Source organism: Kiloniella sp. EL199, from assembly GCF_900313065.1.
Taxonomy (GTDB): domain Bacteria; phylum Pseudomonadota; class Alphaproteobacteria; order Kiloniellales; family Kiloniellaceae; genus Kiloniella.
On the sequence record NZ_OMPU01000011.1, the window covers coordinates 193,173 to 216,979 of the forward strand.

Consider the following 23,807-nt stretch of genomic DNA (forward strand, 5'->3'; position numbering starts at 1 on the left):
GCACGCAGACCTAGAAAGGTAATTTCATGCCAGCAGGAAGGTTAAGACCGCCGGTCACGTCCTGCATTTTTTCCTGTGTGGTCGCTTCGACTTTTGAACTTGCATCATTCACAGCAGCCAAAATCAAGTCTTCAAGAACTTCGACATCATCCGCATTAACAAGCGATGGATCGATTTTGATAGAACGGAGATTATATTTGCCACTCATAACTACCTTGACCATACCAGCACCGGCAGCACCCTCGATTTCCAAGTCAGCCAACGCTTCTTGCATTTCCGCCATTTTGCTCTGCATCTGCTGAGCTTGCTTCATTAAGCCGGCCAGATTTTTCATCAGATTTCATCTCCATTATTAAGGCGCTGTAGTAATTCCGCATCATCAAGATCCGGATCTTCCATATCTGGGTCCATGATCTGATCAATCAAGGACTTTTCATCCACGCCTTCTACTACATAGTTGTCAGGCATCAAGCCTTTTCGGCTGATTAGTTTCGTGCCCGGGAATAATTTGAGGACAGATAAAACAAGCGGATCTTGCATCGCCTTATCATCAAGCGCCTGATTGATCTGCTTTTCCTGCGCCCGGATAGTATCAACGCCTTCTTTAGCCGTTTCGGTAACTTTCCAGGTTTCTCCCGTCCACTCGCTCAAATGACGTTGGATTTTTGCAGATAAATCACGGGGCGCATTCTCAGCAGGTTTATACTCTATTTCGCCCGGGATAAAGCGAATCAGATGAACATCATTTCCCAAATAAGCAGACAAGATTCTCTCGCCCCGGTCTCGGGCCAGATTAATAACATCCCGGAAGGTTTTTGGTGATGCGTAAACCTCTTCTTCAAACTCGACATCCGGGGAAGTATTATCCACCACCAGTTCCGGTTTTGTTGCCGCACCTGATGAGACCGCGACACCCGGGTCCATGGCCACAGCCTGACCAGTACCTGCTATCCCCCGCACAGATTTTGATGAACCCGTTGAGATTGTCGCGCCTTGGCCGCCAGCTTTATTTTGGACGCCACCAGCAGGGGCGTTACCCGCTGGAGCGTCCTGGAGCTTTTTTATGAGATCCCCCGGGGTTGGAAGGTTACTCGCATAAGCCAAACGGATAATAACCATTTCGGTTGCTTGCAACGGATGAGGTGCAATTTGAATTTCTCCCAATCCCTTCAGCAACATTTGCCAGGTTCGAGCCAGAAGAGGCATGGAAAGCTTTGCGCACATCTCCCCACCACGAACGCGCTCGGCTTCGGGGATACCCGGTGCTTCCAAAGTTTGGGGAACCAGTTTGGCACGGGTCAAAAGATGGCTCAGTTCCAATAGGTCCTTCATTACAACAAGAGGTTCAGCCCCCCCGTTATAAAGGTCGGACAAAATGTTCAAAGATTCCGGACAATCACCTTGCATCAACGCATCATAAAGATCGAAAATTCGGGTCCGATCTGCCATACCAAGCATATGGCGAATGGGCTCACTCTCGATCTTCTCCCCCCCTCCGAGGGCAATTGCCTGATCAAGAAGTGACAATCCATCACGCGCAGAACCATCGGCAGCACGAGCAAGAAGACCAATGGCTTCTTGCTCAAATTCGATTTTCTCTTTCCCAAGGATCATTGTGAAAAGCTTAATCAGCTCTTGATGTTCCAAACGTCTGAGATCAAAACGCTGACAACGTGAGAGAACGGTTACAGGTACTTTGCGAATCTCTGTCGTCGCAAAAATAAAGACAACATGCTCAGGAGGTTCTTCCAGTGTTTTCAACAATGCATTAAAGGCACTGTTGGAAAGCATGTGAACCTCATCGATAATGTATACTTTCTTGCGCGCAGAGACTGGGCGATAACGTACAGATTCGATCAACTCGCGGATGTCACCCACGCCAGTACGGCTCGCCGCATCCATTTCCATCACATCAACATGACGATCTTGCGCAATCGATGTACAGCTCTCGCATACACTACATGGATCAGCCGTCGGGCCACTTTGTCCATCGACACCGATACAGTTCAACGCTTTGGCAATGATACGGGCTGATGTTGTCTTCCCAACACCGCGAACACCAGTTAAAATGAACGCATGGGCCAGACGATCTGTATCAATCGCATTCGTTATTGTTTGAACAAGTGCGTCCTGACCATAGAGATCACTGAAAGAGGCAGGTCGATACTTTCGCGCCAAGACCTGATAAGCTGCGGTGGATTCGTTTTCCGAGTCCGCTGATTCTGTAGAAATATCGCTCATACTACTGCTAAATTTATCTCGATTAACCCCACTTTACCCCATTGAAGCATCAAGGCAATCATCCACAGCAAAGTTCTTGAAAAAGAGGTAATCAGGCATAAAAAAACGAGCCAAAAGCTCGCTATTACAGTAACTTAGCATCAAGATAAAAGGTGAGAGGCTGAACCACGACCCGCGGCAAACTCGTTACGGCTGCTTCCTTCCGGACCTGACCGGGTTGGCGAGCGCTACGCCCATAGCCAACCTCTCGCCCCCTATATCGGACTTCTCTGCCTCGAACGCAAGCCCTTTTGCAGGAAATTAATTTTCGTACACTCTAAATGTTTACAGATCGGCTTCTCTGGTACACCCTCTGGCCATGACCACAAAATTACACATCTATACCTCTTCTAAACTTGATCGTGCGGCCCATTTGCGCGTTCATCCTGATACGCTGCAAAGCTACCGGAGCTCTCCAAATAGCTTGGTTACCATCGTCTGGCGCCACATGGGGCTATTCTCGTCTCAAGACAATCTGAATAATATTGATCCTCTTTTTATCCCAGCAAGCGATGCCGGAGAAATTCTGGATCTGGCAGAGGAAGTTGTTTTCCTCGGCCTTCAAGATGACAAACCAATTCTTGCAGCTATGTTACCGCACAGCGAAGCAGCACCAGAACTTTCACAAGGAACGTTCCTGGATTTACGGGATCACTGGTCGCTATTAAATCACGATGATGCCGCGATTATGGCCTATGCTCGCGGTCTAAGCCACTGGCATAAGCATCATCGCTTCTGTGGGCATTGCGGTAACCCAACCCGTTCTACAGAAGGGGGACATGTACTGGAATGTACAGGAAGCAACTGTGGCAAGCTACATTATCCGCGCACTGATCCTGCCGTGATCATGCGCGTTACCGATGGTGACTGGTGCCTGCTTGCCCGCAACGCAGGATGGCGCGCGGGAGGACACTCCGTTTTGGCTGGTTTTCTGGAGATCGGAGAAAGCCTTGAACAAACTGTCATCAGAGAAGTGAAAGAAGAAGTTGGTATTACAGTTCGAAATGTTCGCTATCATTCGTCCCAACCCTGGCCTTTCCCTGCGTCTTTGATGGTTGGCTTTACGGCCGAAGGATCTCGCCACGATCCCTTGGTTTTGGATTCAAATGAAATTGAATCAGCCCAGTGGTTCCATCGTGATGAACTCCTTGCCTCGCCTGAGGACGAAACTTTCAACCTTCCGCGCAAAGACTCTATTTCACGCGTTCTTGTCGATGACTGGCTGAAAGAAAAATAATTACACCAAAAGAAGAAAAGCTGGACAACAAACCCAGCTTTTCTTTGATCTAAAATCGTTATGCAAATCTGAGGTTCAGGATTGTGTCCTGAAAGAATTGGCAGGATAAACACCTAGTATCTTAACTTCTTTCGAGAAGAAGCTCAATTCTTCAAGAGCTAGTCGAACCAGACGCTCTGAAGGATGCCCTTCTACATCGGCATAAAACTGCGCCACTGAAAAGCTACCATCCGTGATATAGCTTTCCAGCTTGGTAATGTTCACACCATTTGTCGCAAAGCCACCCAGTGCCTTGTAAAGTGCAGCCGGAACTGACCGTACTTTGAAAACAAAAGTGGTTACCACCATACCGTCTTTGGGATCCGGATCAATCGGGTCCCGCGCCATAATCAAGAAGCGTGTCGTGTTATCTGCATTATCGTTTACATCTGTACCCAGTGTATCGAGGCCGTATATTTCACCCGCCATAGAAGTCGCAATCGCACCAACATCTTTGTTATTCCACAAAGATACCTGTTCAGCAGCCCCTGCTGTATCCGCGGCAACAATCGGCTCGATATTGTGTTCGCGCAAAAATTCCCGACATTGTGCCAAGGCCTGAACATGAGAGTGAACCTGGCGTAACCCTTCCAGAGTCGCACCTTTGGGGGCGAGCAATTGATGTTCAATTTTCTGATAGTGCTCACCAATGATGTGTAATCCCGATTCTGGCATCAAATGATGATTATCAGCCACACGTCCTGCGCTAGAGTTTTCAATGGGAATCATAGCAAGACGGGCTCTACCATCTCGAACCGCTGCAAAGGTGTCTTCAAACGAATAGCATGGCAGTGTTTCCATGTCTGGAAATACCGCTCGACAGGCTATGTCAGAGTTTGCACCTTTGACGCCTTGAAAGGCGATCAGATTATCAGCATCGGTCATTGGTCTAGGCCCTAAAATATATCGTTCATCATATTCGGCAATACAGCCTCAGGATCCAGCAAGAATCTGTCTCGCCTTTTCAAGATCCGCAGGAGTATCAACCCCAAGCGGAACAGTGTCAACGAGCGCAACGTCAATACGCATTCCGGCTTCCAACGCCCGAAGTTGCTCTAATCGCTCGCGTTTTTCCAAAGGTGATGCTGGCAAAGTGACAAATTTTTCCAATGCTTCCCTACGGTAGGCATACATACCAATGTGGTGATAGAGAGGTTGATCATCATTACCCTCATCCCAAGGTGCTTTGCTTCTTGTAAAATAAAGGGCGCGCGAAACCGTTTGCCCTGCTTCAAAACCAGCGACAGCCTTAACAACGTTTGGATTATTTCGCTCTGCCAATTCTGAAATCTCAACTGCCAAGGTCCCAATATCAACGCCTTCCGTTGCCAAAAGCTCGAACGTTTGCCGGATCAATCTCGGCTCGACAGTTGGCAAGTCCCCCTGAACATTGATGATGGCGTCATGTTTGTTTGCTGGATCAAACTTTTGCAAAGCCTCATAAATCCGATCCGAACCTGAAGGATGATCGGGATCCGTTAAAACGGAATGTCCGCCAATCTTTTCAATTGCATCCGCGATTTCCTGTTCCGCACAGGCAACAACAACAGGCCCAAGATTAGCTTCGACAGCACGTTTATAACACTGGGCAATCATCGGCAAACCTGCAATATCTGCCAAGGGTTTATTCGGTAAGCGCGAAGAGGCCATGCGCGCAGGGATTAGAACAACAGGATTTTGAGGACAGGACATGAAAGGCCTTTAACAATTGAGTTTAACCCACGGATTCACTTTTGCTTGGCTGATAGAGAGAATCCTTTTCTTCGCGCTAACATAGTTAAGAAAAAGCTTCTAAACAAAGTGCTTTGCGCTTTTTTCACTATAACTATTCAAAAAATCTGCTTAAGCTTGGCAAAAATCAATTGAAACTATTGAATGCTTGGCTTCAGAACGCTATTGTCTGCCGGAAATTCAAATATAAGCCCAAAGGGTCAGGAAGAATGTCTTTAGAGAATAATAAGGCTTTTGCCTCAGTACTAACTGCCGGCATCATCTTAATGGCATCTGGTTTTGCAGCGAACATGCTCTACCAACCAAAAGACTTGGAAGAAAATGCCTATAAAGTTGAAGTCGCTGATAGCGGTGCTGAAGTAGCATCTACAGCCCCTGCTGGCCCGATTATTGAACCTGTAAGCGCCCTTCTTGCTTCTGCCGACGTTGCTGCCGGTGCAAAAGGATTTAAGAAATGTGCTTCCTGCCACACGGTTGAAAGTGGTGGCGCAAATAAATTAGGCCCTGCACTTTGGGGCATTGTGGGCGCGCAACGCGCATCAGTTGGTGGATATCCCTATTCCGATGCTCTAACTGCAATGAATGGCGAAACATGGGATTACGAAGCTCTCAACGAATTCCTGACCAAGCCAAAAGATTTTGCACCGGGAACGAAAATGAGCTTTGCCGGACTCAAAAAAGTTGACGCCCGCGCGAACCTGATCGCCTTCCTGCGAGAGCAAAGTGACAATCCAGCGGCTCTGCCAGAGTAAGCTGAATAATTTGCATTCAAAAAAGGCGATCCAACGGATCGCCTTTTTTATATCTTGCCTTTATTTATGTACCGCTACGAAAAGCAAAATTTGACAACTGCGTGTTAAATCAAATTGCAAACAGGATTCCTATACAATGAGTTCCAATTTCCATTGCCCCAATGAATTTATTCAACTTGGCGAAAAACTTTGCGACGCGGCGCAAGACGTAATCCTTAAACACTTCAGACAGCCTCTTCATGTCGAAGGGAAAAGTGATGCTTCCCCTGTCACGATAGCAGACAGAAATGCCGAAAGTGCCATGCGGGATCTCATCAACGCAACTTATCCCGATCATGGAATTGTTGGCGAGGAACATGGTTCTGAAAAACTTGATGCAGAATTTGTCTGGGCGTTGGATCCAATCGATGGCACCCGGAGTTTTATTTCCGGACACGCAATTTTCGGTACTCTCGTGGCTCTTTTACGAAACAACCAACCTGTTATGGGCATTCTGGCGATGCCTGTTCTGGGTGAACGCTGGATCGGGGCAACAGGACATAAAACCCTTTTTAAGGACTTCAGGGGTATCACCGAAGCAACAACACGCGATTGCGCCAAGCTATCAGACGCTACAATTGCAACCACTTCGCCCCACCTGTTCAAAGAAGATGAGTTTCCAAAATTCGACAAGGTTCGTAAAAACACCAAAATGCCTCTCTTTGGTGGAGATTGTTATAACTATGGCCTCGTCAGCAGTGGGTTGATTGACCTAACTGTTGAGGCAGGTATGGGTGTATATGATTTTCTGGCGCAAGTTCCTATTTTGACTGGTGCAGGTGGCATCATGACGGATTGGGAAGGTAAAGCCCTTGGTATGCACTCGGATGGAAAAGTCATTGCAGCCGGCGATGTTCGCGTACATCAGGAAGTCTGCAAAATGATCTAGTCAGGTATTTTCTAGCATCTGTGTCCTGTGTAAGCTTTTTTTGCAACAATAGTATTTATTGTTCATGTTTACACATGTTGGATGGTTGAGTTATTTGCGAGGATCTCTTTGATGGACATCATAAGCTTTGTACTATGTCTGGCTTTGTTTGCCGTTATTGGCATCTGGTCTTCGAGAAGATCTTCTCCTGAAAAACAAGATTATCTACTTGCGGGAGGGAATGTCTCTCCTCTACTAACGGCACTTTCTGCTGCTGCGACTAAGTATAGCGGCTATATATTTATTGGATTGATGGGCTATGTTTATACTCATGGTCTTTCTGCGATATGGATTGCCTTCGGGTTCTTTTTCGGAGATCTTTTGGCCTTCTTTTTTGTTCACAAGAAGGTTAGTGAGGCCACAGCGCGAACAGGTGCTTTAAGTTTTGCAGAACTCTTATCCCTTTGGCCCGGCGGGAATTATCGTATTCTTCGGGTTGTTATAGCTCTTATTACGCTCGTTTTCCTTCTTACCTATGCCGCGGCACAGTTCAATGCTGGTAGTAAGGCTCTGCACGTCCTCTTTGGATGGGAATATTATATCGGCTCTGTTGTCGGCGCCGGTGTCATACTTACCTACTGCTTTACAGGTGGGTTAAGAGCTTCGATCTGGACTGATGCTGGGCAATCCATCCTGATGATGTTTGCCATGGCTTTGCTTCTGGTTTCGGCCATCATCGCCAATGGAGGTCTCGTTCCTTTTCATGAGGCCCTAAACAATGTGTCTCCCTCTTTCCTGGATTTGGGAAGCGAGCGCTTCGGGTCTTTTGAAGCGATGGCACTTTTTGGGTTCGGCTGGCTTTTCAATGGGATTGGCGTTGTGGGACAACCCCACATTATGGTGAGGTTTATGGCGTTAGATAACCCTGACCACATTCGCAAAACCGGCGTCATTTATTTTACCTGGAGCGGTGTCTTCCTGTTGATTTCAATCACAGTAGGTTTAGCTGCGAGGTTATACATACCAGATACTAGCTCTTTAGATGCCGAGCTGGTTTTACCTATGTTAGCTGATGTCCTTTTACCCGGATTTGCCGTTGGAATCATCATAGGTGGCGTCTTCGCAGCTGCAATGTCCACAGCTGACAGTCAGGTTTTAAGCTGTTCGGCTGTTTTAAGTGAAGACTTCAAGATTGTTGGCCGCGGTATTGGCGCCCGACGCATTGCAACAGCCATCGTCGTTATCCTGTCTCTCGTTTTGGGACTTGTCGCCTCTGCGAATGTTTTTACTCTTGTTATTTTTGCCTGGTCTGCTCTGGCCTGCTCTATTGGGCCAGTTGTCATTGTCTTGGCACTTGGTTGCCGGCCCTCTCAAACCACTCTATTGATTATGATGGCAGTCGGAATGGGCGTTGCCCTCCTATGGCGAGAAATGGGTTTAAATACGACGGTTTATGAAGGCTTTCCGGGTATCATCGCGGCCCTAGGCGTTTATATGCTGACTTTGCCTTTTTCCTCGTCCTCCAAAGAGCAGTCTGAAGCTTAATCTCAGGAAATTAATCAGTCTTAATGCACATCCCTCTCCATTAAATTGAATTGGGTTTGTTAACCATTTTTCATTATTCACCTGCCACTATCCTCGTTCAACTTTGTTTGAGGTACGAAAAATGGTTAACGAAGTCCTTGATCATAAAACCAAAACACCTCAAACTGTCCACGTAGGGGCCTTCGCCCTCTAAACAGACATTCCGGGGGTTATGACAAGACGATGCGCGCACTCTTTCTGGTCAACTTTGTCCTCTGCGTCCTCTTGCCGTTTTCAGCTACCGCACAAACGACAAAATCCCACGGCATCGCGATTCATGGGGAACCGGGGTACCCAGCCGATTTCACTCATTTTAAGTATGTAAATCCCGATGCCCCCAAAGGCGGTGAAATTCGTATTGCTAGCGAGGGCACTTTTGACAGTTTTAACCCCTATATCATCAAAGGTGTTCCCGGTCCGGGCTTTACGCCCGAGAGCCTCTTGGTCGCGAGTGCCGATGAAGCCGCAAGTGAATATGGGCTCATAGCAGAAAGCCTTGAATGGCCCGAGGACAGATCTTGGGTAATCTTTACCATGCGCCCCGAAGCAAGATGGCACGATGGTGTTCCCATAACTGTCGACGATGTTATTTTTTCCTGGGAAACCATACGTAATGACGCCGGACCTTATGTAAAAAACTTCTTTGCCATTCTTGAAAAGGCCGAAAAGGTCGGGGATAATCAGGTTAAATTTACTTCAGGAGAACCCGGAAACAAAGAATTTCCTATTCGTGCCGGATCCTTACCAATTATTGCCAAACATTATTGGAAAGACAGAGATTTTTCCAAAACCACACTAGAGCCTCCTTTGGGAAGCGGCCCATACAAAATAACAGACTTTGAAGCTGGTCGGTACGTGGTCCAAGAACGAGTAAAAGATTACTGGGGGAAAGATCTGCCCGTAAACAAGGGACAGGATAATTTCGACAAGATAAAAACCACCTATTATCCAGATTCTGACATTATCAAGCTTGCAATAAAATCTGGGGAAATCGACTATCGAAACGAACGCTCTTCAAGCGCCTGGGCACAGGATTATGATGTTCCTGCCATTACCAAAGGTTGGTTAAAAAAAGAATCAATCCCTCATAAGCGTCCTCAGGGAATTCAGGGTTTCTTCTTAAATACTCGCAGAGATATTTTCAAAAATCCTAAAGTCAGAGAAGCTATCGGTTATTTTTACGACTTTGAATGGTCTAATAAAAATTTGTCTTATGGCCTTCTTACGCGCACAACAAACTATTTTGGAAACTCTGAATTATCCTCAACAGGACTTCCCACAGGTCGCGAGTTGGAAATACTTGAAAAGTATCGCGGCAAAGTGCCCGATAATCTTTTCACCGAAACATTTCATGTGCCGACATCTGATGGGAGTGGTTGGCCGCGACACAACTATCGCAAAGCTTTCGAGCTTCTTGCCGAAGCAGGTTGGGTTGTCAAAGACCTAAAACTAGTGAATGAGAAAACCGGGGAACAAATGTCTATTGAAATGCTTATTTCATCCAAAGGCATGGAACGAACTATTCTCCCTTTTGTCACGACCTTAAATAGATTTGGTATAGACACCAGTATTCGCCTTGTTGATAGATCACAGTATACGAACAGAATTAGAGATTTCGACTTTGATATCACAATAATAAAACTTTCAACAAGTATTAGTCCCGGCACTGAACAACGCGGTTTCTGGACGAGTAAACTTGCTGATAAGAAGGGGAGTGGTAATTTTTCTGGTATCAAAGATCCCGTTGTTGATGAGTTGGTCGAAGCCATCGCCAATGTCGATAATCGAGAAGAATTGGTGGCCACTGTCCGCGCACTGGATCGAGTATTGCTCTGGGGATTTTATGTTATTCCACAATTCCATACCGAGGATGATCGCGTGCTTTATTGGGATAAATATTCACGCCCTAAGATAACGCCTTGGCGCGGAACCAGTACATCCTATTGGTGGTTTGATAGCGATAAAGAAGCTGCATTGATGGAATCAATGGCAAAGAACGAGCTTAGACAAGCAAATGATGCAATAGAAACCGATGAAACACCTGTTGCAGAATCACCCAAGAATGATGAACCGTTCTTTGATCCGTTAATTGTTGATACCTTTTTAAATAATTTCGAAAAACTGGGCCTCAATCCCGAAACTTTGAAAGAGTTTTTCACCTTTCAAATCTTTGTCGATCCCGATGCTTTTTTCAAAAAGGATAACTGGCGTCCCTATGCACTGGGTATCAGCCTTTTGATTATTGGCCGCTGGCTCATACGAAGACGTCGACGTAACAGGGGGCAAATCTAATGTTGGCCTATATTGTTCGCAGACTTTTATTGATGATCCCGACACTTCTGGGGATCATGGTTTTGAACTTTGCCATCATTCAGCTTGCCCCGGGTGGCCCTGTAGAACAGGTACTTGCCAAGCTGTCAGGGCAAGGAGCAGAGATCTCAGAACGTATAACCCAGAACAAAGATGATCTGGCGCCTGTCAGTGATACGGAAGCCTCAAACACCAGTAAGTATAAAGGTGCTCAAGGACTGGACCCGGAACTCATCAAAGAACTAGAGGCACAATTTGGTCTGGATAAGCCCTTGCACGAACAGTTTATCGTCATGATGGGCAACTATTTAACTTTCGATTTTGGCGAGAGCTTCTTTCATGATCGAAAAGTTGTTGATCTCGTGATCGACAAAATGCCTGTTTCTATTTCTCTGGGTATCTGGACCACATTACTTGTTTACTTGATTTCCATTCCCCTTGGTATAAAGAAGGCAACGCGTGACGGCTCTTCTTTTGATATATGGACCAGTGGCGTCATTATTGTTGGTTATGCCATTCCCGGATTTATCTTTGCTGTTCTCCTGCTCGTTGTGTTTGCCGGGGGCAGCTATCTGACAATTTTTCCCCTTAGCGGGTTAACATCAGATAATTGGGATGAGCTTTCTACGCCTAACAAAATACTCGACTATCTGCACCACATCATTTTGCCAGTCACAGCTATGGTGATCGGAGGTTTCGCCAGTTTGACCATGCTAACCAAGAATTCGTTTCTGGATCAAATTGGCCAACAATACGTTACAACAGCACGGGCAAAAGGCCTGACAGAAAGCCGTGTGCTTTACGGTCATGTATTTCGCAATGCCATGCTCATCGTCATCGCAGCCTTCCCAGCCAGTTTCATCGGTGTCTTGTTCACAGGCTCAGTCTTAATCGAAGTTATTTTTTCTCTGGATGGCCTAGGCCGCCTTGGCTTCGAAGCGGTTTTCAATCGAAACTATCCCATTGTTTTTGGCACTCTTTACTTCTTCACTCTTGTTGGACTGCTTATGAACATCATTGGTGATCTTGCCTACATGCTTGTCGACCCCAGAATTGACTTTGAAAGTCGGGAGGGATAATCGATGAGAGGTGATACTCAAAAATTATTTGGCATAACACTCGCCCCGATGAATCAAAGACGGTTGCAGAATTTCAAGAAAAACCGTCGTGGATATTGGTCTCTTTGGATCTTTATCGTTCTTTTTGGCTTGAGCCTGTTCGCAGAAATCATTGCCAATGATAAACCTATTGTCGTCTTTTATGACGACAAACCTTACTTTCCTATTATAGAGGCACTACCAGAAACTCATTTTGGTGGCGAATTCGAAACTGAAACAGACTACCACGACCCTTATGTTCAGAATTTAATTTCGGCAAAGGGATGGATGATTTGGCCCTTAATTCAATACAACTACAAAACCGTTGCCTACAAGCTGCCGACACCGGCCCCTTCTCCCCCAGATTTTGATCACTGGCTCGGGACAGACGATCAGGCCCGGGATGTTGTTGCGCGCCTTCTATACGGTATGCGAATATCAATTATATTTGGATTACTCTTAACTGCCATCAGTGCCGTTATCGGTGTAACAGCCGGGGCAATCCAAGGCTATTTCGGGGGCATCCTTGATCTCGTTGCACAGCGATTTATTGAAATTTGGAGTGGCCTGCCGACACTCTATATTCTCATTATTGTCAGCTCCGTTCTTGTTCCAAGTTTCTGGACGCTTCTGGGGATCTTAATGCTCTTTAGTTGGGTCGGCTTTGTCGGTGTCGTCAGGGCCGAGTTTCTCAAAGTTCGAAACTATGATTATATCAGATCTGCAAAGGCATTGGGGGTCAGCGATAGAATGATCATGTATCGCCATATTCTCCCCAATGCGATTGTTGCAACACTCACTTTTTTGCCCTTTACTTTGACCGCAGCAATTACAGGTCTGACATCGCTAGATTTTCTTGGCTTAGGACTTCCGGCGGGGTCAGCATCGCTTGGTGAACTACTTGCGCAAGGCAAAGCAAATCTTCAGGCGCCATGGTTAGGCTTAACAGCCTTTGTTTCGCTCGCGATAATGCTCAGCCTTCTGGTGTTTATTGGCGAAGCAGTGCGCGATGCCTTTGATCCCAGAAAGCTTTTTAATGGAGATCGCTCATGAGTGTTATCGTCGATCGTTCCAGCGAAGAAGAACAAGCTCTCTTGGACATCACCAGCCTTTCGGTGCAGTTCCACGGAGAAAATGAAACCGTCGATGCCGTTGCTGGCATTACCTACAAGCTGATGGAAGGGCAGACCGTTGCTCTTGTGGGGGAGTCTGGATCTGGAAAGTCTGTCAGTGCACTGTCCATCTTGCAACTGCTCCCTTATCCCCAAGCTCAACACCCACAAGGAAGTTCCATAAAATACAGGGGCAAAGAAATTATTGGTGCAGACGATGCGACCATGCGGGATATCCGTGGGAACAAGATTTCGATCATTTTCCAGGAACCCATGACATCGTTAAATCCTCTGCATACAATTGAAAAACAAATTAACGAAGTCCTGTTTGTACATAAAGGCATGCAGAAGATAGAAGCACGGAAACGAACTCTGGAACTTCTAAAGCTGGTCGGCATCAAAGATCCCGCTGGCCGTCTCAAATCCTATCCACACGAACTGTCTGGCGGGCAGCGACAGCGCGTCATGATTGCTATGGCACTCGCCAATGAACCAGATCTTTTGATCGCAGATGAACCAACAACAGCACTGGACGTCACCATTCAGGCACAAATCCTTGAACTCTTGAAAGACCTTCAGGAAAAGCTGGGCATGTCTATTCTGTTAATCACACACGATCTTGGCATCGTCAGAAAGATGGCTGATCGCGTTTGCGTCATGACCAAGGGGCAAATTGTCGAACAAGGCACGACCGAAAAAATCTTCTCACGCCCAGAGCACCCTTACACTCAAAAATTACTCGCAGCAGAACCCCAGGGAAAACCTGTCGAGAGTAATCTGGACGCACCAGAAATCATGGCCTGTGAAGATATCAAAGTTCACTTTCCCGTTAAACGCGGCATCCTGAGAAGAACTGTCAGTCACATCAAAGCGGTTGATGGTATATCTCTTACCCTGCAAGAGGGACACACAATTGGCATTGTTGGCGAATCAGGATCGGGAAAGACGACTCTGGGGCTCGCCCTTTTACGACTGATATCAAGTAAAGGCGCAATTCGTTTTGACGGTAAATCCATTGCCAATTCCAAAGGGTCAAAGCTCAGATCGCTTCGGCAAGAAATGCAAATTGTTTTTCAGGACCCTTATGGCTCACTCAGTCCCCGTCTCTCTATAGGACAGATTATAGAAGAAGGCCTGAAAGTTCATCGACTGGGCGGCAACGCTAAAGAAAGAGAAGCATTGATTATCGAGGCCTTGAACGAAGTAGGCCTGAACCCGGAAAACCGCCACCGTTATCCTCATGAGTTTTCAGGCGGTCAGCGGCAGAGAATTGCTATCGCACGCGCCATGGTCTTGAAGCCCCGGTTTCTGGTATTGGATGAACCCACCTCGGCACTTGATATGTCAGTTCAGGCACAGATTGTCGATTTGCTCCGCAATCTACAAGTTAAACACAATCTTACCTATCTTTTCATTAGCCACGATTTAAAGGTTGTTCGCACACTTGCAGATAATGTCATCGTGATGAAAGACGGCAAAGCAGTCGAGACAGGTACCGCCAAAGAAATCTTTGAAGCTCCACAAACCGCCTATACACAGGCTTTAATCAAAGCTGCATTTGATCTTGAGGTTGTTAATCAAGAAGCGATAAGCGCCTAGCAAGTCTTATTTACAATTATAAATCCTTGTGATTTATGAGAAATATTTCTTCAGGGATAACCCTCGGCGGAATAAAAAACTTTTGTTGCCGGATTGCCATTCCTTTCCTCCATCCCCTACACTGTCTATTCAACGACTGATCATTAGAGGCTCTTGATGGCACTACTTTTTATTTCCGAGACAGACAGACTGGATTTATGGCGTAAGTATCTACTCGCTGAAATTCCAGATCTTGATATGCGTCTGTTGTCAGAAATTGGGAATAAAGAAGACATTGAGTATGCCCTGGTCTGGCGCCCCCCCGCAGGGTTTCTCAAAACCCTTCCCAATCTGAAAGTTATTTTTTCTCTGGGGGCCGGCATTGATCACCTTGCTTCAGATCCAGACTTGCCGGAAAACGTTCCCGTTGTCCGGATGGTTGATCCTTCTTTGACATCAGGCATGACAGAGTATGTTGTCATGGCCGTTCTCAATCACCACAAAAGCATGCGGCTATATCGCGAACAACAAAGTCGCAAGGAATGGACGTTACATGAACCACCTGTAACTTGGGATAGACGAGTTGGCATTATGGGCATGGGCGTCTTGGGATCAGATGTAGCAGGGAAACTGAGCTATCTCGGCTTTGACGTCGCAGGATGGAGTAGGACCCAGCGAGAACGCCCGGGGATAAAAACCTATGCTGGTGCAGATCAGCTCGAGGACTTTCTAAAAACAACAGAAATTCTGGTCTGCCTGTTGCCCCTTACAGACGAAACGGAAGATATTCTCAATAAAGATCTTTTTTCCACGCTTCCCAAAGATGCCAGCATTATCAACGCGGCAAGAGGCGGTCACTTGGTCGAAGAAGACTTAATTAAAGCACTTGATTCAGGCCATCTGTCAGAAGCAACACTTGATGTATTCAAATCAGAGCCACTAGATAAAGATCACCCCTTTTGGGCACACCCTAATATCACCATCACACCACATGCCGCCAGTACGACACATCCAAGCTCTAGCGCCCGGAATGTTGCCGATGGCATACGACGCTTTGAAAGCGGAGAAGATTTATTAAACGTTGTGGACATGAAACGCGGATATTAGGCCTGATTTCAACAAGTCTGTAAGAACTTCGGTTTTAAGCGACAGAGAAGACTGATCTCAGTTTTCCCACAGATCAGACTTCTTCAGCATAATCTTCGACCATGTCGCCAAATTCTCGTAAATAGACAGACCCCTTAATCGTACGCTGGACAAGAATTGAGCGACGATCACTTTCATCTGTTTTACGGCGAACAAAGTCATATTTGCCCAAACGATCCAAAGCGCGTGTGACCGCCGGTTTTGACATGTTCAATTCGTCAGCCAAACCACGGACTGTATGTGCTTGATCTTTGAGATATACGTGGAGCAATAAAGTAAATTGACGAGACGTCAGATCCGGTAGCCCCTTTTGCAGAGCTGTGACCATTACGCCTCGCCATAATTCTAAAGCTTGTTTTGCTGGTATGTCCACGATCATTCCTAAACGTTCCGCAATCGCAATGATTCTAGAACACAATCACAATCGAACTCAAGACATTCCTTCGATAAGCTTTGAGAGATTGTTTATCGAACAGTTACACAGGTAACTTTGCTCAAACTTGCCACTTTATGAGAAACAGAACCAAGAAGGAGCGATTCAAGATCTCCATGTCCCCGGCTTCCCATTACAATCGCATCAATTTTATTTTTATCGGCAAACTCAACAATCGTTCTGGCAGGCGGACCAACTTTGACTTCAGTCGTAATGTTCTCCACCCCGACTTTCTTGGCAATTTCCTTTGCCTCGCTGAGGACTTCCTGACTAAAGGAATCAAGAACATACTGCGCATCTTGACCAGACACATGTTCAACTTCCATAAAGCGGCGTAGTCCTTCGTTCATTTTCACAGCCTTTGCAACTGTTAGGAAAATAAGCTCACCTTCGAACTTAAGGGCAAGGGCTGCAGCTTTGGAGACAGCACGCATGCTGTGCTCGGAACCATCAACTGCACAAAGGATTTTATTAAACATTGTCATACTCCATCTGTAAGACAGTCATTAAAACCAAATTCGACAGAACATTAGCATAAAACAAGAGAATTTTCCCAATCTCTATAAACAACCCAGCGATGCAGAAACCTGATACGTAAAACAGGACATAAAAAATATCTCTGCCAACAGTGATTTTATTTCCCAACCATTTCTTTGATCATGGCATAAACGGCCCTCAAGCCAAGAGCTTCTCCGCCTTCCGGCTTACCGGGAGAAGACGCGTTGTTATAGGCCATGACATCAAAATGTGCCCACGGAATATCTTTTTCCACAAATTCCTGCAGATACAAAGCCGCGGTAATCGCACCAGCATAGGGGCCAGTGGCAACATTGTTCAAATCGGCAATCTTGCTATCAAGCATTTTGCGATAGGGTTGATGCAGCGGCATGCGCCAAACTTCATCACCCGTTTCAACAGAATGCTGACGCAGCTTTTCTGCTGTGGTATCATCATTACAGAACATGGCAGGCAGATCAGTGCCCAGCGCTACACGTGCCGCACCGGTTAAAGTCGCAAAATCAATAATCAGATCCGGTTTTGCTCGACTAGCTTCTGCAAGAGCATCACAAAGAACCAAACGCCCCTCAGCATCGGTGTTCCCGACTTCAACGGTTAAACCCTTTCGGGTTTTAATGATGTCAGATGGTCTGAAGGCATTGCCAGCCACTGCATTTTCCACAGCAGGAATAAGTACGCGCAACTGGCAAGGAAGATCACTTTGCATAATAGCAGCAGCAATGCCCAGTACATGCGCAGCACCGCCCATGTCCTTTTTCATCAACAACATGCCAGCCGGTGATTTCAGGTCCAGACCACCGGTATCAAAACAAACGCCTTTGCCCACCAATGTCACCTTGGGCCCTGCATCTCCCCATCTGAAATCGATCAACCGGGGCGCACGAACAGAAGCCTTCCCAACTTCATAAATCGCCGGATAATTCGCCTCTACGAGTTTGTCGCCAACAATAACATTGCAATCAGCTTCATATTCACCTGCCAGCTGGGATGCGGCTGTAGCAAGTTCTTCCGGCCCCATATCATTACTCGGTGTGTTAATCAGATCACGCGTAAGATGGACACCGCTTGCAAGAGCATGAACCTGTGTTTGATCCGTCCCTTTTGGCCAAACAAGCGTGGAAAGGGTTTTGTTGCTCTCTTTATAACGCGTGAACTGGTACGCGCCGATTGCCCATCCCAATGCAACCTGTGTTGCAATCTCGGCAGGAAGATCATCTTGAAGTACATAACTTCCCTCGGGAAGGCTATGGCTCAACCCCGCAACAGTCCAAGTCCCGGGTTCATCACGATCCCCAAGCCCGACAACAACAGCTTTGATATCACCTTTTGGATCAGGCAGAGAGCAAGTAGCTCCTTCATCTGCTTTAAACCCATTGGCAATCATCCAAGAGGTTCCTTCAGCACCGTCTTTACATTGTTCGTTAAATTTCTTTTTATTCAAAAATACTAAGGGAATGGTCTGCTTTGATACAGAATCAATCAGTTGAAAACTCATATTTTACCTACAAATTAACGGATAGTGAGCAATAAGACGATACTCACATAGGAAAGAATGCCATAGATATTACAACCGGATGGGGCAAGTGCACAGTATTTTTTGAGATCATGAGCGATATAAAACTGTGACAAAATTATTGCGAAAGCTTCTGTAGTTTAATCCATATAACTAAAATAATCAGATAATAATCGTTACTATTTTTCAGCTCTCTGGATCAGCGTTTAATACCCCACTCATGATATGAGTTATTCTTCACTAACCACTTCATTATTACCCTGCGGCTTGTCTGTTGATGTTTCATCATCAACGACAATTTGATTATCTGCGACAGGATTCCCTGACTCTTTACCAGGCCGTTCATCTTCAAGGTTTTCTTCTACTTCCGGAATCATTCCAATTTCGCGGTAAAACCTCTCTGCCCCGGGATGTAGAGGCAAAATCAGCCCATCCAATGCGGTCTCACGAGTAATAAATCGACCAAGCGTATGACCTTTCGCCAGGTTTGCCGCCGTTGATTCATGCCACAGTGCTTTGGTTATACCATAAATCAAATCGTCATCCAGATCTTCACGCACCAGAAATTGTGCCGGTACCATCAAGGCCAAAGTGTCAGATGTATTCTTATAGGTCCCGACCCCGATCATCCCTCCGGAAAAGAAAGGGTAGATTTCTTCAAGTATTTCAACATCTGTTTTACTGAGAGACAGAAGTCTCGCCTTGTGTCGATCAGTCAAAACGGTGACTAGTCTGGCCGGTGTTCCTGCAATAATAAAAAAGGCGTCAATTTCACCGCTTGTTATTGCTTCGTATGACTCGCTGTCAGACAACGTGAACATATTTTCCTCGGGAATTCTGACGCCCCTTGTTTCTAATAACAATTGAGCGGCAGCATTTGTGCCAGAACCTGCAGGCCCGATTGAGACTTTTTTCTGAGCAAGATCCTCCAGTGATCGAATATCACTATTAATGCCAACCACAAGATGCATTGCTTCCGGATAAAGATTCGCAACACTTCGAAGATTGCCAATGGCCCCGCGTGTGCGAAAAACATGTTCGCCTCGCAATGCCCAAAAAACAACATCAGCTTGTGCAAAGCCCCCTTCAAGTGTGCCATTAGAGATGCCAATAACGTTAGAGACAGATCCCTGTGTCGAAACACTAACAGACAGAAGACCATCAACGCCACAGCTGCCACCTTTTTCACATGCACGGGATCCAACAGGTTTACTGATAGAACTGGCAATAATACCGCCCAATGGAAAATAATTCCCAATGGTCGCTCCGGTCCCTATTCGAAATACAGGTGTGTTCTGAGCAAAACCGATGCTTGAGGATAGTGATAAAAATAAAATGAAAGCGACAAAAACGGCGTTTTGAAAGTTTTTTATAAAGAAACGGTACTTTGAGGACGTCGAAAACAACCGACTGCCTTTCTCTTATAACAAATTAGTCGCTGGGAAGCTTTTCTTATCCTACGACATAACTAGTTAAAAGTTAATTATAACCTTGTGCCGCTAGCGATTTTTTTATTACTCAAAAATTTAACGAACCAAGTATGCCATTTAGTGAGGTCAGGCACTATTAACCCAACAGTAACTCCTCACTTACTTTCATTGTTGGTAAGTAAAATGTAACAACTAATAATGACAGCGGATGGGTACAATTATGGCAGTATTGGGTAAATCCGCATTTAGAGGGTCATGCGCAGAACCTTATACTCAGGCAGCTTGTTCCATAAGAATACCATCAGACAATTCAACCTGTCGATTTGCCACTCTGTTCAGGAAATGATGGTTGTGTGACACAATAATCATGGCTTGCGGAAGCTCTGTTAATAACGAGATCAAATGCTGTTTCGTATCCCGATCCAAATCATTTGTCGGCTCATCAAGTAAAAGCACTTCAGGTTCCAATGCCATAACGGTTGCAAGAGCAACAAGACGTTTTTGGCCGCCAGATAGCTTATGTGTAATTCTATCGACCAAATGCTCTAGTCTTAAAAGTTCCAGCGTGCGTCCAACAATTTCACTAACTTCTTCAGATGACTTCCCCAGGTTCAAAGGACCAAAGGCGAGATCTTCAGCAACCGTTGGGCAAAAAAGCTGATCATCGGGATCTTGGAAAACCAATCCGGCACGCACGCGAACATCGCGAAAGTCTTTTTCCTGTCGCCGCACAGCACCAAAAGCATAAATTTCGCCACTATCAGGAGTTTCCAAGCCATTTATCAAACGTAGGAGCGTACTCTTCCCAGCACCATTACTTCCTGTCAAAGCCACACGGTCCCCTGCATTGAGTTCAAAATCGACACCCTTGAGAACATCAAATCCGCTTGCATAAGAAAAGTGCAGTCCACGTAGCGCAATCAGCGACGTCATCAAAAATACTCCACAGCTATCAGGCTCAAAATAACCGCCGCCGCACAACCGGCAAAAATACGGTCGCGTGTTTCTATCTTCATACTATTAAGAATATGGAACCGTCCGTCGAAGCCCCGACATTTCATTGCTTCCATAATACGATCCGATCTCTCAAGGCTTCGAACCAACATCATCCCGATCAAATATCCAATAGATCTGAGTGTATGGATATTCGTCCGGGGAACAAAGCCTCGGGCTTTCATCGCCATACGCATCGTTTTGTATTCTTTGTAGAACACATCGATATAACGCACGGTGAAAAGAAAAAGATGGACCAATTTCGCCGGAACTTTAAGACGATAAAGTGCGTGCCCTAGGACAGATGGTTCCATAATGCCCACCAATCCCATCAGGGAAAACAATATCGCATTTGCCTTGAGACCTACTTCTGCCGCACGATAAAGACCTTCTTTACTGGCGTCCCATCCCCAAACAGAGAAAAGAGTTTCCCCCTCCATTGTAAAAGGCAATGTCAGTATCAATACAACAATGAATGAGTCGACAACAATCACCTTTCGGATTGTTGTCCATAGCGGCAAACGCGATAACAGGGAAAGCCCCAAGCCAATCCCAAGCGCAAGAGTAAGAGCACCCAAATCATGCATTGCTGAAATAAGAAATGCGAACAACACACAGGAAACAAGGCGCACGCGCGGATCAAGGCTCTTTAAAATCGCTTCAGATCTACTCTGATCATCTTTAACAGCCCAGGACCGCGAAACTTCGCCCAAAACCTGTGTCATATCATACGCCCTTAGTTGTCTTGAAGCGGCCGAGAAGGAAAGATGCTATACCAAAGATCCCGAGGATATACCCAATACCCCCCAGGATATCCTGCATGCGACGTTCTTCTTTATATTGCGCCAGTTCTTTCCGCAAAGAACGAACCTCTTTTGAAGTTTTTGAGACAAGCTTCTCTAATCCAGCCTGATCAATCATCACTAGTTTTGTATCAGACAAGTTCGATTGAGTGACAACACCTTCTTCAGAAGACACAGCTTCTTGGCTCGACGGGGTACTAGCAACACTTCCACCTTCCAGATCATCAGGCAATTCGTCTGCAGTTACCGTGAGCGTAGCAACATGTCCTGCACTCAAATTAGCGCGAAAAATATGGTCGACCTTTTTTGTCGCAGTGAAGACAAAAAAGCCTTCTTCGTCCGTAGTTGTTTCACCCAGTTTGTTATCTTCCGAGTCAAAAACCTCAACAAGAAGATTTTTAGCCATATCCCCATTGGAAAATCCAATTTCACCTTCAATCAGATCTCCATCAGGATAAGCAGCTGAGATCACTTTGTGTGCCCATGCATTCGAATAAAAGCCAAGCACTAGCGATGATACGAACAAAAGCGTTGCAAATTTTAATTTACCGAACAGCATTGATCAGCTCCGGTTTAACCTTAGTAATTAATTGAATAGTCGCAGCCGTTAAAATACCTTCCACAGCCATAATCGGGAAATGTGCGACGATGACAAATTCCGCCGCCTTTGCAAACTCATCTCCGGACAAAGCCAACGAAATAGCAACCATAACGGCGGTAAAGAAGATCGATAAAGATCCGCCCAAAAACCCCCAAAACCCGGCAACAGACAAGGTTTTTCGACGATAAAGGACGTAGCCATAAATCATCACCAGAGCAAAAAGTGCCAAGGAGATACTGTTCACGGAAACGCGCCATGTTGCTCCTTCCACCTGATAGGCGTCATAGAGAGAAACACCAGCCCAGATAGACAAAAGAAAGAAAATGGCAAACAGCATATCAGCTACAAGTTTGGCTAGGTTCTGTTGCTGGGCTGTAATCCCCCACCGACAGATAAAGAAAACCATTACGGCCGGAAAAGCAATGTTCACAGTATTTACGCCCAGTACGGTCAATCCGCCAAAGCCAAAGAAAACGGCCTGAAGCAACAAAGCGACAACAAGGGCCGGAAAGGCCGTCCACCCAAGAATAATACCCAACAATCCATTCAGGATAAGATGAACAGAAGAAAAGCCGAGCGGTACATGAATCAAAGAGACCACGAAAAAAACGGCCGACAAAACACCAACTCGAGGCAAATCTTCTGGCTCCAGCTTTTTCAAGCTATAGGCCACACCAGCAGCGGCAATAGCGCCGCCGCCGATAAGAACTGGATTTGATAAGGCACCATCAACGATGTGCATCGCTATTTATCCCTAATCAATATCTCGAGCCTGAATCCAGATAACAGCATCCTGTGAGAGCTCTTTGCCTTCATGCTCTTTATCCGGCCCAACCCCAAGAGCTGCAAAGCCCCAAAACCCTTCTTTCGGGATTCCAAAAGTAAAGGTACCGGACGCATCCGCTAAAATCGCATGCGCTGGCGAAGAAAGCTTACCCTCACTAGCAAAGCGGTTATTTTCTGGGTCAGCCGGATAGTTAAGATACTCAATTTCAATCTCGGCAAAAGGAACTGGCTTTCCCTCGGATAAAACCACCCCGGAAAAAATTCCCCCCGCAATAACATTATAAGGTTTTATTAGTGGGCGAATTTCTGTTTTCAATCCCTGAGGTTCAGCCCAATCAGTTGGAAGGTCACCCACATTCACATAGGATTTTGTAATTTGCTGGATAAAAATATCTTCACTTGCTTCGTAAAAGGGAGCAGGTTTCAAGACAAAAACATTATCACCAAGACCGCGTAACTTCACGGAAGCTTCATAAGCTTTTCCTGTATTCTCACGACTGGTCCATTCAATGATATTCAAGCGATCTATCAGGTTTTTCTTTTTACCTTTGCGAATAACATAAAACTCTTCAGGTGTTCCCATTTCCATCACGTGCCCAGATTCAGCAGGATGAGTGAATGGCATCTTCAACGTTAATTCCCCACCTTTCTCAAGCATTGTTTCAGGTGTAAAAATCAATTGAAAATGTGCCTGCGCACCAGAAATAAATGTTGTCAGCCCGCCAGCGACGACACCACAGGCAATAATCCCACAAAAGAGAATTTTCTTCATCACGTTCTAATTATCCCTTATCTTCAATGCATACATTGAAGATAACGTTCCTAAATTTAAGCTGATTGAATTCCGAGAGATACATCAGACATCTCATCAAAGCATAAACAGACATACTGATTACACTTATTCCAGCAGCTTGGCTCAAAGGCACGCCACAAACGGATGTCCGTCACCAATGGTA

General features: G+C 45.9%; 22 protein-coding genes and 1 other RNA gene. 9 read left to right on the forward strand and 14 right to left on the reverse strand.

The annotated features are described in order from the left end of the window. Window positions 1–10 precede the first annotated feature (10 nt). From D9A03_RS14160 to ffs, 3 genes are all read right to left on the reverse strand, one after another. The gene (locus tag D9A03_RS14160) at window positions 11–334 is read right to left on the reverse strand and encodes a YbaB/EbfC family nucleoid-associated protein (RefSeq protein WP_046504075.1); all 324 of its coding nucleotides are present in this window, start codon (window positions 332–334) and stop codon (window positions 11–13) included. Then, a complete protein-coding gene (locus tag D9A03_RS14165; protein ID WP_120497869.1) occupies window positions 334–2,241 on the reverse strand; it encodes a DNA polymerase III subunit gamma/tau in 1,908 nt (635 codons plus the stop codon). Before D9A03_RS14165 ends, D9A03_RS14160 begins: the two co-directional genes overlap by 1 nt. Window positions 2,242–2,392: 151 nt before the next feature. Continuing rightward, an RNA gene (gene ffs / locus D9A03_RS14170) (signal recognition particle sRNA small type) lies at window positions 2,393–2,490 on the reverse strand. Window positions 2,491–2,599: 109 nt separating this feature from the next. On the opposite strand from ffs, the gene nudC reads away from it, so the two are divergent. Next, window positions 2,600–3,517, forward strand: coding sequence for an NAD(+) diphosphatase (gene nudC / locus D9A03_RS14175; protein ID WP_120497870.1), 918 nt, complete (start codon window positions 2,600–2,602; stop codon window positions 3,515–3,517). A 75-nt stretch (window positions 3,518–3,592) separates the two neighbouring features. Here nudC and D9A03_RS14180 read toward each other — a convergent pair whose 3' ends face one another. Next, the gene (locus tag D9A03_RS14180; protein WP_120497871.1) at window positions 3,593–4,441 is read right to left on the reverse strand and encodes a prephenate dehydratase; all 849 of its coding nucleotides are present in this window, start codon (window positions 4,439–4,441) and stop codon (window positions 3,593–3,595) included. A 48-nt stretch (window positions 4,442–4,489) separates the two neighbouring features. Then, window positions 4,490–5,248, reverse strand: coding sequence for a 3-deoxy-manno-octulosonate cytidylyltransferase (locus D9A03_RS14185; protein WP_120497872.1), 759 nt, complete (start codon window positions 5,246–5,248; stop codon window positions 4,490–4,492). Window positions 5,249–5,496: 248 nt separating this feature from the next. Here D9A03_RS14185 and D9A03_RS14190 point away from each other — a divergent pair, with 248 nt between their 5' ends. From D9A03_RS14190 to D9A03_RS14225, 8 genes are all read left to right on the forward strand, one after another. Beyond that, window positions 5,497–6,039, forward strand: a complete 543-nt coding sequence (locus D9A03_RS14190) for a cytochrome c family protein (RefSeq protein ID WP_120497961.1) — start codon at window positions 5,497–5,499, stop codon at window positions 6,037–6,039. 136 nt (window positions 6,040–6,175) lie between these two features. After that, window positions 6,176–6,967, forward strand: a complete 792-nt coding sequence (gene hisN, locus D9A03_RS14195; RefSeq protein WP_120497873.1) for a histidinol-phosphatase — start codon at window positions 6,176–6,178, stop codon at window positions 6,965–6,967. Window positions 6,968–7,078: 111 nt separating this feature from the next. Further along, window positions 7,079–8,491, forward strand: coding sequence for a sodium/proline symporter (locus tag D9A03_RS14200; RefSeq protein ID WP_162938163.1), 1,413 nt, complete (start codon window positions 7,079–7,081; stop codon window positions 8,489–8,491). A 222-nt stretch (window positions 8,492–8,713) separates the two neighbouring features. Beyond that, entirely contained in the window at window positions 8,714–10,822 is a 2,109-nt protein-coding gene (locus D9A03_RS14205) for an extracellular solute-binding protein (protein ID WP_120497875.1), read from the forward strand. After that, window positions 10,822–11,919 (forward strand): microcin C ABC transporter permease YejB, encoded by a 1,098-nt coding sequence (locus D9A03_RS14210; protein WP_120497876.1) that lies wholly within the window; start codon window positions 10,822–10,824, stop codon window positions 11,917–11,919. Before D9A03_RS14205 ends, D9A03_RS14210 begins: the two co-directional genes overlap by 1 nt. A 3-nt stretch (window positions 11,920–11,922) precedes the next feature. After that, complete coding sequence (locus D9A03_RS14215) at window positions 11,923–12,990, forward strand: ABC transporter permease (RefSeq protein WP_120497877.1); 1,068 nt, start codon at window positions 11,923–11,925, stop codon at window positions 12,988–12,990. Continuing rightward, complete coding sequence (locus tag D9A03_RS14220; RefSeq protein WP_120497878.1) at window positions 12,987–14,648, forward strand: ABC transporter ATP-binding protein; 1,662 nt, start codon at window positions 12,987–12,989, stop codon at window positions 14,646–14,648. The genes D9A03_RS14215 and D9A03_RS14220 overlap by 4 nt, the downstream gene beginning before the upstream one ends. A 156-nt stretch (window positions 14,649–14,804) precedes the next feature. Next, on the forward strand, window positions 14,805–15,734 hold the full coding sequence (locus tag D9A03_RS14225; RefSeq protein WP_120497879.1) for a glyoxylate/hydroxypyruvate reductase A: 930 nt from the start codon (window positions 14,805–14,807) through the stop codon (window positions 15,732–15,734). Between the two features lie 73 nt (window positions 15,735–15,807). Here D9A03_RS14225 and D9A03_RS14230 read toward each other — a convergent pair whose 3' ends face one another. The 9 genes from D9A03_RS14230 to D9A03_RS14270 form a co-directional block, all read right to left on the reverse strand. After that, a complete protein-coding gene (locus D9A03_RS14230; protein WP_162938164.1) occupies window positions 15,808–16,152 on the reverse strand; it encodes a MarR family winged helix-turn-helix transcriptional regulator in 345 nt (114 codons plus the stop codon). 86 nt (window positions 16,153–16,238) lie between these two features. Next, window positions 16,239–16,685, reverse strand: coding sequence for a universal stress protein (locus D9A03_RS14235; protein WP_162938165.1), 447 nt, complete (start codon window positions 16,683–16,685; stop codon window positions 16,239–16,241). Between the two features lie 155 nt (window positions 16,686–16,840). Then, on the reverse strand, window positions 16,841–18,220 hold the full coding sequence (locus tag D9A03_RS14240; protein ID WP_120497882.1) for a leucyl aminopeptidase family protein: 1,380 nt from the start codon (window positions 18,218–18,220) through the stop codon (window positions 16,841–16,843). A 248-nt stretch (window positions 18,221–18,468) separates the two neighbouring features. After that, window positions 18,469–19,644, reverse strand: coding sequence for a TAXI family TRAP transporter solute-binding subunit (locus D9A03_RS14245; protein WP_120497883.1), 1,176 nt, complete (start codon window positions 19,642–19,644; stop codon window positions 18,469–18,471). Between the two features lie 297 nt (window positions 19,645–19,941). Continuing rightward, window positions 19,942–20,601 carry an energy-coupling factor ABC transporter ATP-binding protein gene (locus D9A03_RS14250; RefSeq protein ID WP_162938166.1) on the reverse strand — a complete coding sequence of 220 codons (660 nt, stop codon included), beginning with the start codon at window positions 20,599–20,601 and terminating at the stop codon, window positions 19,942–19,944. Then, window positions 20,601–21,386: a cobalt ECF transporter T component CbiQ gene (cbiQ, locus tag D9A03_RS14255; RefSeq protein WP_120497885.1), complete on the reverse strand. Its 786-nt coding sequence runs from the start codon at window positions 21,384–21,386 to the stop codon at window positions 20,601–20,603. The genes D9A03_RS14250 and cbiQ overlap by 1 nt, the downstream gene beginning before the upstream one ends. 1 nt (window position 21,387) lies before the next feature. Further along, entirely contained in the window at window positions 21,388–22,023 is a 636-nt protein-coding gene (locus D9A03_RS14260) for a cobalt ABC transporter permease (protein WP_120497886.1), read from the reverse strand. Continuing rightward, the gene (gene cbiM / locus D9A03_RS14265; RefSeq protein WP_120497887.1) at window positions 22,010–22,807 is read right to left on the reverse strand and encodes a cobalt transporter CbiM; all 798 of its coding nucleotides are present in this window, start codon (window positions 22,805–22,807) and stop codon (window positions 22,010–22,012) included. Before cbiM ends, D9A03_RS14260 begins: the two co-directional genes overlap by 14 nt. Window positions 22,808–22,819: 12 nt before the next feature. After that, on the reverse strand, window positions 22,820–23,623 hold the full coding sequence (locus D9A03_RS14270; RefSeq protein ID WP_120497888.1) for a DUF4198 domain-containing protein: 804 nt from the start codon (window positions 23,621–23,623) through the stop codon (window positions 22,820–22,822). Window positions 23,624–23,807: the final 184 nt, after the last annotated feature.

Bases quoted from the DNA above. Each gene is read 5' to 3' on its own strand.
- D9A03_RS14235 (WP_162938165.1), bottom strand. From the start codon at position 16,685: ATGTTTAATAAAATCCTTTGTGCAGTTGATGGTTCCGAGCACAGCATG.
- D9A03_RS14200 (WP_162938163.1), top strand. From the start codon at position 7,079: ATGGACATCATAAGCTTTGTACTATGTCTGGCTTTGTTTGCCGTTATT.
- D9A03_RS14230 (WP_162938164.1), bottom strand. From the start codon at position 16,152: ATGATCGTGGACATACCAGCAAAACAAGCTTTAGAATTATGGCGAGGC.
- D9A03_RS14210 (WP_120497876.1), top strand. From the start codon at position 10,822: ATGTTGGCCTATATTGTTCGCAGACTTTTATTGATGATCCCGACACTT.
- D9A03_RS14215 (WP_120497877.1), top strand. From the start codon at position 11,923: ATGAGAGGTGATACTCAAAAATTATTTGGCATAACACTCGCCCCGATG.
- D9A03_RS14270 (WP_120497888.1), bottom strand. From the start codon at position 23,623: ATGAAGAAAATTCTCTTTTGTGGGATTATTGCCTGTGGTGTCGTCGCT.
- D9A03_RS14240 (WP_120497882.1), bottom strand. From the start codon at position 18,220: ATGAGTTTTCAACTGATTGATTCTGTATCAAAGCAGACCATTCCCTTA.
- cbiQ (WP_120497885.1), bottom strand. From the start codon at position 21,386: ATGACACAGGTTTTGGGCGAAGTTTCGCGGTCCTGGGCTGTTAAAGAT.
- D9A03_RS14205 (WP_120497875.1), top strand. From the start codon at position 8,714: ATGCGCGCACTCTTTCTGGTCAACTTTGTCCTCTGCGTCCTCTTGCCG.
- D9A03_RS14225 (WP_120497879.1), top strand. From the start codon at position 14,805: ATGGCACTACTTTTTATTTCCGAGACAGACAGACTGGATTTATGGCGT.
- nudC (WP_120497870.1), top strand. From the start codon at position 2,600: ATGACCACAAAATTACACATCTATACCTCTTCTAAACTTGATCGTGCG.
- D9A03_RS14185 (WP_120497872.1), bottom strand. From the start codon at position 5,248: ATGTCCTGTCCTCAAAATCCTGTTGTTCTAATCCCTGCGCGCATGGCC.
- cbiM (WP_120497887.1), bottom strand. From the start codon at position 22,807: ATGCACATCGTTGATGGTGCCTTATCAAATCCAGTTCTTATCGGCGGC.
- D9A03_RS14160 (WP_046504075.1), bottom strand. From the start codon at position 334: ATGAAAAATCTGGCCGGCTTAATGAAGCAAGCTCAGCAGATGCAGAGC.
- D9A03_RS14220 (WP_120497878.1), top strand. From the start codon at position 12,987: ATGAGTGTTATCGTCGATCGTTCCAGCGAAGAAGAACAAGCTCTCTTG.
- D9A03_RS14165 (WP_120497869.1), bottom strand. From the start codon at position 2,241: ATGAGCGATATTTCTACAGAATCAGCGGACTCGGAAAACGAATCCACC.
- hisN (WP_120497873.1), top strand. From the start codon at position 6,176: ATGAGTTCCAATTTCCATTGCCCCAATGAATTTATTCAACTTGGCGAA.
- D9A03_RS14260 (WP_120497886.1), bottom strand. From the start codon at position 22,023: ATGCTGTTCGGTAAATTAAAATTTGCAACGCTTTTGTTCGTATCATCG.
- D9A03_RS14180 (WP_120497871.1), bottom strand. From the start codon at position 4,441: ATGACCGATGCTGATAATCTGATCGCCTTTCAAGGCGTCAAAGGTGCA.
- D9A03_RS14250 (WP_162938166.1), bottom strand. From the start codon at position 20,601: ATGACGTCGCTGATTGCGCTACGTGGACTGCACTTTTCTTATGCAAGC.
- D9A03_RS14190 (WP_120497961.1), top strand. From the start codon at position 5,497: ATGTCTTTAGAGAATAATAAGGCTTTTGCCTCAGTACTAACTGCCGGC.